This is a genomic window from Sphingobacterium sp. UBA2610, from assembly GCF_002339225.1.
Classification (GTDB): Bacteria; Bacteroidota; Bacteroidia; order Sphingobacteriales; family Sphingobacteriaceae; genus Sphingobacterium; species Sphingobacterium multivorum.
Map to the genome: position 1 here is coordinate 124019 of NZ_DDKA01000028.1, position 10389 is coordinate 134407.

Here is a 10389-nt window from a genome sequence, read left to right on the forward strand (position 1 = left end):
AGCAGGCTTTTTTTATTACTTCACAAATGGTGGTTTTGTTACTTTTGCTTTTATTTTTTGATTACGGATCAGAATGAAGATCTCGGTGCCGTCTTTTGAAAAGGCTGTGTCCACATAACCTAAACCGATTGATTTTTTCAATGTTGGTGATTGTGTACCTGAAGTCACACGTCCAATTACATTTCCATCAGCATCAACAATTTCGTAATCATGACGAGGAATGCCTCTGTCAATCATTTCGAAACCAACGAGCTTTTTCTTTAGACCAGCTTCTTTTTCCGCTTTAAGCGCCGCAGAATTCACAAAGTCTTTTGTAAACTTCGTTACCCAGCCTAAACCGCCTTCTAAAGGAGAGGTATTATCGTCGATGTCATTTCCGTATAGGCAGAAACCCATTTCTAGACGTAAAGTATCACGGGCACCTAAACCAATAGGTTTGATTCCATAAGCTTTACCGGCTTCGAAAATAGCATCCCATACTTTTTGGGCATCTTCATTGGCCACATAGATTTCAAAACCTCCAGCTCCCGTATATCCTGTTGCAGAAACCAACACATTCTCTACGCCCGCAAATGTACCTTTTGCAAAGGTATAATATTCCATTGGAGCTAATTCGATGTCGGTAAGCGATTGAAGTGCATCTGCAGCCTTAGGACCTTGTACCGCGAATAAGGAGGTTTGATCAGAGATATTCTTCATCTCCACACCAGCTGTATTGTATTTGGAGATCCAGTTCCAGTCTTTCTCAATATTTGACGCATTCACAACCAAAAAATATGTCTTATCGTCTATACGGTATGTTAGGAAGTCATCAACTACACCGCCAGTTTCATTGGGGATATAAGCATATTGAACTTTGCCATCGTATAATTTTGACACATCATTGGAAGAGATTTTTTGAAGTAGATCCAGGGCTTTTTCCCCTTTTAGGATGAATTCACCCATGTGGCTTACATCAAAAACTCCTACACCTGTGCGAACTGTTTCGTGCTCATCATTGATGCCTGTGTATTGTACGGGCATGTTGAAGCCTGCAAAGGGAACCATTTTTGCTCCTAAAGCAATGTGCGTCTCCGAAAGGGCAGTATTTTTTAACATAAAAATTAAGTTTTAATCAGCTACAAATTTAATAAAATATACGTGATTCCTCACTGTGAATCCATTTTAGAACAATCGATTTAATTGCTTACCCGGAGCGAATAGATGGTCATATGATCATCTTCGCTATCGGTATCTTCACATAGTAGGAACATTAGGCCATGGGCAGTTTCCTCTTTCAATGTGATTCCTTCAAATTTATGCTTTTCGGGAATTTCGAATGTCTCGGGTTTGCCGGAAAGATCGGAAGGTATTTTTCCAAGGAGGGAACCACTGATCTCTCCATCCAGATAAGTCGATTTTGCATTTTCGGCGGTAGCAATAAAATAGATTTCATTTCCAACCAGGGTGGCATCTGAGAAACCTGTCGAGATGCCATTGAGCTTGGGTAGTTCAATCGGGATACAGCGGGATTGTTCAGCAGCAAGCGGATGATACTCTAAAATGGCATTTATGCCTTTAGGGCCATTTCCCCGGTTAAAAAATAAGATCTTATCTTTTAAATGAACTACGCCTTCAATATTGAAGTCTTCTTTGGAAATATTGAATTTTTCCATTAAGGAAGAATAGATGTTACTGTAGTCTTCCTGAAGGACTGTTTTGCCGTCCCAAATAAAACGAGTGTTTCTGTTTGGGGTAGAACCAGAACCATAGAGATAATAGCGGCTTCCATCGAAAGTGATCGATTCCAAATCCATTTTAGCTGCTTTAGCCCTATTTTCCATTGGATCAGACTGCCGTAGTGCCGTTTTAGACAACTTTTGGTCTGTGATACTATAGCTGTAGATATAATTGCTATTGTCAGAAACGATATGTATCTGCCTGTTCTGGTAGACGATACCGGAAGCTGCGGTAATACCGGATATGCTGATAAAGGCTTCGAGAATCAATTTTAACATATCGCGTTGAGGTTTAATATTTCCAATACCCGGATGAAATCGGGTTGTAGAGGCGCTTTGATGTGAATATCGTCGCCCGATAATGGATGTTTAAAGGTCAGTTCCGACGCATGCAATAGCAAGGTATCCATTTGGTAGGCTTCTTTCCAGAACCTGTTTTGTTTGTTGCATCCGTGCGGACGATCGCCGATAATGGGATGAAAGATATGTGCAAAATGGCGACGTAACTGATGCATACGACCCGTAATTGGGTTGGCTTCGACGAGACTGTATCGTGCTGTCGGAAATTTTCCGAAGGGAACGGCCAACTCGCCTTGAGCAAGTAAGCGAAAAGATGTTTGTGCTTCCTGAACGGTGCCATCGTCCCTTTTTAAGGGATAGTCAATCAGGCCTTCTGCTGGCGCGAAGCCCCTCAGAACAGCGAGGTATTTTTTGTCGATCTTACGCTCCTGAAAACTTTTTTGTAAGTATTGGTCCGTCTCCTTATTTAATGAAAATAACAGAATGCCTCCGGTCTTCCTGTCCAAACGATGTGCGGGATAAACGGTTTTTCCTAATTGGTCCCGAAGGAGCTGTAGGGCAAACGCTGAAGCATCGCGCGCAATAGCAGATCGGTGCACCAATAGTCCATGTGGTTTATTGATTGCAACGATGGATTCGTCTTGATAAAGTATTTCTAAAGGCATGTTAAATCTTTTTCAATGCAGCAATAATTTCGTCGGCCTTTTCATCAATTTTTGGGCTCAGCCAGATGTATTTAAAAGCTCCGCCACCGATAATCTGTTCTGTACCCTGCCATTTTATTTTGGTTAGCGAAAACAAATAGTAGTTGTCGACCACAACGGAACTTTGGATAAATTTATCGACGATGTCATTTCCGAAGAGCTGCATCCCCAATCCGAAAAACTCTTGATCTTTCGCATGAAGCTGGCTTTTCAATAGCTGTTCAGCTTTCGCGCGTACAACCTTTTCGTGTTCCTCTTTGCTTGGGTTAGTCAAAATTGCGGCCAGCATGATGACGATCAAAATCAGTGCAAATATTCTTTTTTTGCTCATTTTAAATTTGAGATTAAGTTCTGGATGTCATAACACGATGACTATCGCGATCAAAATTATTAAATAGATATTAGATATGGGCAACTGTTTTAAGAGAAATGCGAAGGATTCTGCCCTATAGGTGAAGCAAGGAGGTTTATTTAGGATCCGAGGGTATTCAATAGCGAGAATGCCCAAGAGAATAACGTCCAGATAAGATAAAATGTAACACCGATGAATAAGAAGAAGACCGTTAGAATACTGATGATTATACCGATACCCGAGCCTGAATGCTTGCCTTCGTAGTAATGTTGTCGTAATAATTTGATGTTCTTTTCATTGGCCTTGCTAAAAAAATCAAAAAAGTTTCCGAGGAAAGGAATGCTACCCAAAACAGCATCAATCGAGATATTGAGTAACATGCGTATGACTAATTTTGGACTGGCGCCGTTACGCCACATGGCTATGACAAGAACCAGAGAGGTTCCGAAGCCCGCTATCGCGCCACCTAAGGGGATGAGATTCAAGACTGGATCAAGTCCGAAGCGAAAGTTTCCAATCTTGAATTGATTATCCATTAACCAAGATATTCGGTCAATCCAACCGAAATCTTGGTCAATTTGTTTTAATTTATCTGCTGGAGTTTTTTCCCTATGCATGATTACAATAACTCAAATGAAGCGCTGATTTCACTCGTAACTTTCATCGGTCTGATATTTAAATCTAACCCACTGTCACCAGCGCTGTCTGCTGCTTCGGCCATAGCACCTTTATACATGGCATTACGCATCATCGGTTGTACGCCAAATATAATTTGTTGTGGTGTTTCAGATAATACGATCGCTTTACCAATTTTTTGGCCTGCGGCTTCTGCCAAAATTTGAGCATTGACTTTTGCATCCAATACCGCCTTGGTTTTTAAACTTTTTTCCAACTCCTTTTTCTTTGAATAATCATATTCGCTAATATAGGTGCTTTGGATACCGGCTTTGTCAACACCGTCTAATAGTTGGCCCAAATTGTTCAAGTTGGTTACCTTAATACGGTATTGTCTGGAGAGCAAGATATCGGTGTCTTTTTTCTTTTTATCCGGAACATTATAGCTCCAGATATTCTGGATGGTAAAATCTTCTTTTTTTACACCCGCTTTTGTCGCCGAATCGAACAGATCTTTTTCTAGCTTTTCTATTGCGGCCTTTTTCTTCGTGTTACCGTTCTCATAAAACTCTTTTAGGGTAACATCAATATAGATAATATCTGGTGTTACTTCTTCTTCTGCACGGCCTACCGTAGATACAAATTCTTTATTAACCATTTGTTGCGCGTTTACTTGGGTCATCAAACCTAAAAAGGCTAGTCCTAATAGTATTTTTTTCATATTTTTCGTCTTTAACTTTTTATAATAATACGATTGCCATTATCGCATTGCTACAAGATTGGAGCCAAAGTTTATGAAAAAGTTTAACGGATAAAAAAAATAAAAAGGTTAAGATTTTTGATTTTATTTCTCTACCTTTAGGGAAATTAATAATATAGTGCCATGCAAGAAGGTAAAGTAAAATTCTTTAATGAGACCAAAGGTTTCGGTTTCATCATCCCTAACTCAGGCGAGAGCGAAATTTTTGTTCACGTTTCTGGATTAGTAGACAAAGTTCGTGAGAATGACAATGTATCTTACGAAGTTGAACAAGGCCGTAAAGGTCTTAATGCGGTAAATGTAAGAGTTATCTAATTAGATTCAAGATATATTTATTGTGAAAAGGCCTATGCGAACAGCATGGGCTTTTTTATTTTATGGGAAATCTGGCTCTTAGAAAAGGATATTCTGCGACAGGGCGTGTTTACTTGCTTGAGTAAATAATTTGGACTGATAATTGTAATAGGGTATTTAAAAATAGTTAGTGAAGATGAAACGTATTCTAGTATTGGGGCTGTCTGTTGTTATTGCGCTATCCATGTCGGCCTGTTATTCTGCCCATCATCACCATGGTCATGGCCGTGGTCCGAAAAGAATGCCTCCTGGGCATGCTAAAAAATACTATGGTGAGCAGTCGGCACGTGATTTTGCTCCGGGACAACAAAAGAAAAAACACAGACATTAATTTTTTATTGGATTGCATTCGACGAGCGTATACATGTTTGTAGGCTATCGAATATTTTCTTTTGACGACCATTGATGTGGTATAGAGAAGAAGCAAAATAATATAAAAAAAGCTTTCACAATTGTGAAAGCTTTTTTTATGCTGTTAGCATCTAAGCAAAAGGATCTTTATCAGGTGCTGGTGGCGTAGGATTTGATGGTTGTGAACTTCCAAATGGGTCCTGTGGCCGAGAAGAACCGAAGGGATCTTGGCTTTGAGTAAAAGGATGATTTGTTACGTTTTCCATCCCTTTGGGATCTGGACCATATTGATTTGAAGCCTTGTCGCCTTCCAGTACCAATAAGTAAAGCAGGTAGATCCAACCAATAAATGGAATCAATGCAACTAATATAAACCAGCCTGATTTATTGGTGTCATGTAATCTTCGGACCGTAACGGCTATTCCAGGAATTATTAAAGCTAAACTTACTAAACCTGAGACATACGTAAATAAGCTTGCAATTTGTCCAAGTATTGCAAATATTGCGCTAATGATGAGATTTGCAAGGAAAAACATCCAATATTCCTTACGGCGAGCCCTTCCTTCAAAGTTGGCATAGTTGTCTCGAACAACCTTTAAAAAGTTTTCTTTAAGTTCCATATTTTAAGACTTTTTTAGGTGAAAATGATTCTAGTAAATCAAAATGTTATTTCAATTTTTTTACAATAAATGTACCAAGAATTTATCCGAGAGATCAATTATTATAAAAGGGTAAGTGTTTGGAAGAGCTACAGTTGCTGCGCTTGCGCAAAAGAATAGCCGCGTTCATCCGCCTGTTTTGGATCTAAAGGCAGCATAGAATTCGCTTTCAAAGGAGAAAGCTGTGCGTAGCTTATCTAAATATTTCTTCGAGTATATAGAGCGATTTTATTTCTTTAAAATTTGTGCGGTGGAGACGATAGAAGTCGAGCACTTTTTCCAGCAGGAATTGTCGATCAGAAGCGGTCATTTTTATGCGGTCACAATTCGAATATTCGGATTCGATTAAATTTCTGAAAATTGACGTATGTGGTTCCTGTAATACAAGCGGGTGTTCAGGAAGGCTATCGGAGAAGGTAGCTTCATGAAGATTAAAATAAGGGTGGGCCTGTTTTGATTCAGCGGGATAAAACCCGAGAAAGCGGGTTAGCTTGATTAAAAAAACAAGATGGAAATTGGCCAGATTTAAATGCGTTTCATCTAGCCAACGTACAGACTGATGGATGAATTCAAAAAGATAATCGTCATTTTCTTGTTCCTTCAGAATTTTATAGAGTATTTCATTCAGAAAAAGTGCGAGCGAGCTTTTAACAATATCATAAGGTATTTCTTGCAAGACAGGGACTTGACGCGCTTCGGAGATCCGCTGTAAAGAACCATTATCTTTATGTGTAGCGACAATTTCCAGTAAATGTAAGGGTTGAAGAATATTGGCCTTGATCTTTGCTTTAGGCTTCCTTGCGCCCGTGATGAGATAGGATTGCATCCCAAACTGTTCCGTGTATATCTGCGCAACAAGGCTACTCTCCGAATAGTTGGTTGTTTTTAGGACAATACCCCTAGTTTTGATCAGCATCTCCTTCTTTCTCTTTTTTATGCGATTCTTCGCGCATCTCCATAATGGCATTTCGGTCTACTTTACGAATCATGCGATAGATCAAAGTCAGGACACCGATACTAAATACAATAACTCCGACAAGCATAGCAAGTTTATACCAGTTGGAGCGTTGTTCCATGAGGTAATATCCTAAGATTACAAGTACGACACCAATGATTATTTCCCTTAAGCCCTTGCGAAGATATTTGTTCATAAATGTGAATTGTTGAAAACTATTTTTCTTTACAGAGCAAATATAATACAATAAAATCCTTTATTTTTGCCCTTACCCTTCCTGTGTAGAACTATTTTTAAAAATAATTCCAATTATCTTGTTGCTTATCCAAAAAAAAATATAGATATTTGCAAACTCTTTGCAGAGAGTGCAAAGGATTAACATATTGTAATAAAGACAACAAAAAAATAATATCATGTCAAGAATTTGTGATTTAACAGGCAAAGCGGCGTTAACAGGAAATAACGTTTCTCACTCAAACGTTAAAACTAAACGTAAATTCTATCCAAATTTACAAACGAAACGTTTTTACATTCCAGAAGAAGATCGTTGGATTACGTTGAAAGTATCTACTTCTGCTATCAAGACTATCAATAAGAACGGGATTACAGCAGCGATCAATAAATTTATCGTTAAAGGGTCAATCTAATTGATTGTCGCGCCTGTTACATTAAGATTATTCATGAATTTCAATCCTATAATAGGATTCAAAATAAAGTAAAACAATGGCTAAAAAAGGAAATAGAGTACAAGTTATCTTAGAATGTACTGAACACAAAGAAAGTGGTCTTCCGGGAATGTCTCGTTACATCACTACTAAAAACAAAAAGAACACAACTGAGCGTTTGGAATTGAAAAAATTCAACCCAGTATTGAGAAAAGTTACTGTTCATAAAGAAATTAAGTAAGTCACACATCTTAGCACTTGAAAGAGAGGCTAAGTAAAATATTAATATACCATGGCAAAGAAAGCAGTTGCATCGTTACAAAAAGGTGGCGGTAAAGAATTTACAAAGGTTATTATTACTACTAAATCTGCAAAAACTGGCGCGTATACTTTCAAAGAAGGTATGGTTCACAACGATAAAGTGAAAGACGTCGTTGCTGCAGCTCAAAAATAACGAGTAGCATTTTCCTTTTTTAAAGTTTTTCTTTAAAAAGAATTCGATAAAAATAGCCGTTTTGGTATCCTACCGAAAGGGCTTTTTTTGTTGAGGACATTTGTTTATATTTGAACATCAATTTTCACTACTACACTCCATGGGATTATTTGATTTTTTTAAGAAAAAACCACAAACACAAGAAGAAGAACAGGCCTTAGACAAAGGTTTGGAAAAAACAAAAGAAGGCTTTCTTTCCAAGATTACAAAAGCTGTCGTCGGTAAATCAACAGTAGATGACGATGTGCTGGATAATCTGGAAGAGGTTTTGGTTACTTCTGATGTTGGGGTTACGACTACCTTAAAAATCATTGATCGCATACAGGCCCGTGTTGCCCGAGATAAGTACGTTTCTACTTCTGAGCTCAACAATCTCCTGAAAGAAGAAATTCAAACGCTACTGGCAGAGAACAATAGTGCTGATTTCGAGAATTTCAATTATGGCGATCATAAACCATACGTTATTATGGTTGTAGGTGTCAATGGGGTTGGCAAGACAACGACTATTGGCAAACTGGCTCATCAGCTGAAACAAGCTGGAAGCAAAGTTGTATTGGGGGCAGCGGATACCTTTCGGGCGGCTGCTGTTGATCAACTTAAATTATGGGGTGAGCGTGTTGGCGTGCGTGTTGTCGCTCAGGCCATGGGCTCGGATCCTGCTTCAGTGGCTTATGATACCGTGAAATCGGCAGTAGCAAATGGCGAAGATGTGTGTATCATTGATACCGCAGGCCGTTTGCACAATAAGGTTGGGCTAATGAATGAGCTCACGAAGATTAAGAATGTTATGCAAAAGGTTGTTCCAGGTGCACCACATGAAATCTTGTTGGTCTTGGACGCATCAACAGGGCAAAACGCCATTGAGCAATGTACGCAATTTACACAGGCAACCGATGTGAACGCTTTAGCATTGACGAAACTCGATGGAACGGCGAAGGGCGGGGTGGTTATTGGTATATCTGATCAATTTAAGATCCCGGTGAAATATATTGGTGTAGGAGAGAAAATTGGTGATCTTCAGTTGTTTAACAAAAAGGAATTTGTCGACTCCCTTTTCAAATAGAGTCTACCGTCTAATCATATGAAGACAAAATACGCGAAACCAGCCCCTTTGATAAATAAACCACGTGTCAATGTGGTAACCTTGGGCTGTTCGAAAAATATTCACGATAGTGAAGTCCTGATGGGCCAGTTAAAGGGCAATCAGATGGAAGTCGTGCATGAAGCATCCAATATACAAGCGAATGATATTGTCGTAATCAATACCTGCGGTTTTATTGATAATGCCAAACAGGAGTCAATTGATGCGATCTTACAATATTCGGATCTAAAAGATCAGGGTAAAATCAACAAAGTGATCGTTACAGGTTGTCTTTCTGAGCGATATAAGCCGGAGTTACAGGCTGAAATCCCCAATGTTGATGCCTTTTTCGGTACGAACGATTTACCGGAGCTATTGTCATCCATTGGTGCTGATTATCGACACGAGTTATTGGGTGAGCGCTTATTGACAACACCTTCGCATTTTTCTTACTTTAAGATCGCTGAAGGTTGTAACCGACCATGTTCTTTTTGTGCAATTCCCCTGATGCGTGGTAAACACGTTTCTAAATCCATTGACGATCTTGTCAAAGAGGCAAAATTTCTTGCCTCGAACGGCACGAAAGAATTGATTCTGATTGCACAAGACCTGACCTATTATGGCTTAGATATTTATGGAAAGCGCAATCTTTCTGATTTAATGCGCCATTTGTCAGATGTTGATGGTATCGAATGGATCAGACTGCAGTATGCCTATCCTTCGGGTTTCCCAATGGATATTTTGGACGCAATGAACGAACGTTCGAATATCTGTAATTACTTGGATATGCCACTACAACATATATCTGATCCGATGTTGAAGTCTATGCGAAGAGGTACAACAAAACAGAAACAGATTGATCTTGTCAACGCAATACGTGACAAAGTTCCAGATATCGCTTTGCGTACAACATTAATTTGTGGTTATCCAGGTGAAACTGAACAGGATTTTCAGGAGATGTTGGATTGGGTTGAAGAAACCCGTTTTGACAGATTAGGGTGTTTTACCTATTCTCATGAAGAAAAGACGCACGCACATTCTCTGGAGGACGATGTTCCACAGGAAGTAAAAGAAGGACGGGTGGAAGCCATCATGGAAATACAGCAAGGTATTTCGTACGATATCAATCAGTCCAAAGTCGGTAATACCTATAAAGTACTGGTTGATCGGGTAGACGGCGATTACTTTATTGGCCGGACAGAATACGATTCTCCGGAGGTCGACAATGAGGTCTTGATTCCCGCGGTAGATTCTTATGCACGCATTGGTGATTTTGTTCAGGTAAAAATCGACCGAGCTGAAGATTTCGATCTATATGGTGAGATTGTAAGGAAATAAGTATAAAAGCTTATAGATGATACTATAAACAAACGGGCCTCCCT

Annotated in this window: 16 protein-coding genes; 7 read left to right on the forward strand and 9 right to left on the reverse strand. The window is 39.2% G+C overall.

Annotated elements, in window-relative coordinates:
* Positions 1–15: 15 nt before the first annotated feature.
* From gcvT to B4Z47_RS20040, 6 genes are all read right to left on the reverse strand, one after another.
* Positions 16–1098, reverse strand: a complete 1083-nt coding sequence (gene gcvT, locus B4Z47_RS20015) for a glycine cleavage system aminomethyltransferase GcvT (RefSeq protein WP_070562585.1) — start codon at positions 1096–1098, stop codon at positions 16–18.
* 80 nt (positions 1099–1178) lie between these two features.
* On the reverse strand, positions 1179–1997 hold the full coding sequence (locus B4Z47_RS20020; protein ID WP_286727750.1) for a DUF6929 family protein: 819 nt from the start codon (positions 1995–1997) through the stop codon (positions 1179–1181).
* The gene (locus tag B4Z47_RS20025; protein WP_286727751.1) at positions 1991–2683 is read right to left on the reverse strand and encodes a pseudouridine synthase; all 693 of its coding nucleotides are present in this window, start codon (positions 2681–2683) and stop codon (positions 1991–1993) included. The genes B4Z47_RS20020 and B4Z47_RS20025 overlap by 7 nt, the downstream gene beginning before the upstream one ends.
* Position 2684: 1 nt before the next feature.
* Positions 2685–3053 (reverse strand): DUF4359 domain-containing protein, encoded by a 369-nt coding sequence (locus B4Z47_RS20030; RefSeq protein WP_070562579.1) that lies wholly within the window; start codon positions 3051–3053, stop codon positions 2685–2687.
* 140 nt (positions 3054–3193) lie between these two features.
* Positions 3194–3691: a DUF4112 domain-containing protein gene (locus B4Z47_RS20035; RefSeq protein ID WP_070562577.1), complete on the reverse strand. Its 498-nt coding sequence runs from the start codon at positions 3689–3691 to the stop codon at positions 3194–3196.
* A gap of 2 nt (positions 3692–3693) precedes the next feature.
* On the reverse strand, positions 3694–4410 hold the full coding sequence (locus B4Z47_RS20040) for an SIMPL domain-containing protein (protein WP_046672592.1): 717 nt from the start codon (positions 4408–4410) through the stop codon (positions 3694–3696).
* Positions 4411–4572: 162 nt separating this feature from the next.
* Between B4Z47_RS20040 and B4Z47_RS20045 the strand changes: the two genes are divergently transcribed.
* Both B4Z47_RS20045 and B4Z47_RS20050 read left to right on the forward strand, forming a co-directional pair.
* Positions 4573–4764 (forward strand): cold-shock protein, encoded by a 192-nt coding sequence (locus tag B4Z47_RS20045; protein ID WP_046672593.1) that lies wholly within the window; start codon positions 4573–4575, stop codon positions 4762–4764.
* A gap of 175 nt (positions 4765–4939) precedes the next feature.
* Positions 4940–5134 (forward strand): hypothetical protein, encoded by a 195-nt coding sequence (locus tag B4Z47_RS20050; protein ID WP_046672594.1) that lies wholly within the window; start codon positions 4940–4942, stop codon positions 5132–5134.
* 151 nt (positions 5135–5285) lie between these two features.
* Here B4Z47_RS20050 and B4Z47_RS20055 read toward each other — a convergent pair whose 3' ends face one another.
* From B4Z47_RS20055 to B4Z47_RS20065, 3 genes are all read right to left on the reverse strand, one after another.
* Complete coding sequence (locus tag B4Z47_RS20055) at positions 5286–5774, reverse strand: DUF805 domain-containing protein (RefSeq protein ID WP_070562574.1); 489 nt, start codon at positions 5772–5774, stop codon at positions 5286–5288.
* A 232-nt stretch (positions 5775–6006) separates the two neighbouring features.
* Positions 6007–6729: a DNA repair protein RecO gene (recO, locus tag B4Z47_RS20060; RefSeq protein WP_070562569.1), complete on the reverse strand. Its 723-nt coding sequence runs from the start codon at positions 6727–6729 to the stop codon at positions 6007–6009.
* Positions 6713–6964 (reverse strand): hypothetical protein, encoded by a 252-nt coding sequence (locus B4Z47_RS20065; protein WP_046672596.1) that lies wholly within the window; start codon positions 6962–6964, stop codon positions 6713–6715. The genes recO and B4Z47_RS20065 overlap by 17 nt, the downstream gene beginning before the upstream one ends.
* A gap of 217 nt (positions 6965–7181) precedes the next feature.
* On the opposite strand from B4Z47_RS20065, the gene rpmB reads away from it, so the two are divergent.
* The 5 genes from rpmB to rimO all read left to right on the forward strand — a co-directional run bounded on the left by rpmB (position 7182) and on the right by rimO (position 10345).
* Positions 7182–7415, forward strand: coding sequence for a 50S ribosomal protein L28 (rpmB, locus tag B4Z47_RS20070; RefSeq protein ID WP_046672597.1), 234 nt, complete (start codon positions 7182–7184; stop codon positions 7413–7415).
* Positions 7416–7491: 76 nt separating this feature from the next.
* On the forward strand, positions 7492–7674 hold the full coding sequence (gene rpmG, locus B4Z47_RS20075) for a 50S ribosomal protein L33 (RefSeq protein WP_002998409.1): 183 nt from the start codon (positions 7492–7494) through the stop codon (positions 7672–7674).
* 51 nt (positions 7675–7725) lie between these two features.
* The gene (locus B4Z47_RS20080) at positions 7726–7887 is read left to right on the forward strand and encodes a DUF4295 domain-containing protein (RefSeq protein WP_070562566.1); all 162 of its coding nucleotides are present in this window, start codon (positions 7726–7728) and stop codon (positions 7885–7887) included.
* Between the two features lie 139 nt (positions 7888–8026).
* Entirely contained in the window at positions 8027–8989 is a 963-nt protein-coding gene (gene ftsY / locus B4Z47_RS20085) for a signal recognition particle-docking protein FtsY (RefSeq protein WP_046672598.1), read from the forward strand.
* Positions 8990–9007: 18 nt separating this feature from the next.
* On the forward strand, positions 9008–10345 hold the full coding sequence (gene rimO, locus B4Z47_RS20090) for a 30S ribosomal protein S12 methylthiotransferase RimO (RefSeq protein WP_070562563.1): 1338 nt from the start codon (positions 9008–9010) through the stop codon (positions 10343–10345).
* The last annotated feature ends 44 nt before the right edge of the window (positions 10346–10389 follow it).

Excerpts from the sequence above, each read along its gene's own strand:
- gcvT (WP_070562585.1), bottom strand. The coding sequence starts at position 1,098 with ATGTTAAAAAATACTGCCCTTTCGGAGACGCACATTGCTTTAGGAGCA.
- B4Z47_RS20020 (WP_286727750.1), bottom strand. The coding sequence starts at position 1,997 with ATGTTAAAATTGATTCTCGAAGCCTTTATCAGCATATCCGGTATTACC.
- B4Z47_RS20025 (WP_286727751.1), bottom strand. The coding sequence starts at position 2,683 with ATGCCTTTAGAAATACTTTATCAAGACGAATCCATCGTTGCAATCAAT.
- B4Z47_RS20030 (WP_070562579.1), bottom strand. The coding sequence starts at position 3,053 with ATGAGCAAAAAAAGAATATTTGCACTGATTTTGATCGTCATCATGCTG.
- B4Z47_RS20035 (WP_070562577.1), bottom strand. The coding sequence starts at position 3,691 with ATGCATAGGGAAAAAACTCCAGCAGATAAATTAAAACAAATTGACCAA.
- B4Z47_RS20040 (WP_046672592.1), bottom strand. The coding sequence starts at position 4,410 with ATGAAAAAAATACTATTAGGACTAGCCTTTTTAGGTTTGATGACCCAA.
- B4Z47_RS20045 (WP_046672593.1), top strand. The coding sequence starts at position 4,573 with ATGCAAGAAGGTAAAGTAAAATTCTTTAATGAGACCAAAGGTTTCGGT.
- B4Z47_RS20050 (WP_046672594.1), top strand. The coding sequence starts at position 4,940 with ATGAAACGTATTCTAGTATTGGGGCTGTCTGTTGTTATTGCGCTATCC.
- B4Z47_RS20055 (WP_070562574.1), bottom strand. The coding sequence starts at position 5,774 with ATGGAACTTAAAGAAAACTTTTTAAAGGTTGTTCGAGACAACTATGCC.
- recO (WP_070562569.1), bottom strand. The coding sequence starts at position 6,729 with ATGCTGATCAAAACTAGGGGTATTGTCCTAAAAACAACCAACTATTCG.
- B4Z47_RS20065 (WP_046672596.1), bottom strand. The coding sequence starts at position 6,964 with ATGAACAAATATCTTCGCAAGGGCTTAAGGGAAATAATCATTGGTGTC.
- rpmB (WP_046672597.1), top strand. The coding sequence starts at position 7,182 with ATGTCAAGAATTTGTGATTTAACAGGCAAAGCGGCGTTAACAGGAAAT.
- rpmG (WP_002998409.1), top strand. The coding sequence starts at position 7,492 with ATGGCTAAAAAAGGAAATAGAGTACAAGTTATCTTAGAATGTACTGAA.
- B4Z47_RS20080 (WP_070562566.1), top strand. The coding sequence starts at position 7,726 with ATGGCAAAGAAAGCAGTTGCATCGTTACAAAAAGGTGGCGGTAAAGAA.
- ftsY (WP_046672598.1), top strand. The coding sequence starts at position 8,027 with ATGGGATTATTTGATTTTTTTAAGAAAAAACCACAAACACAAGAAGAA.
- rimO (WP_070562563.1), top strand. The coding sequence starts at position 9,008 with ATGAAGACAAAATACGCGAAACCAGCCCCTTTGATAAATAAACCACGT.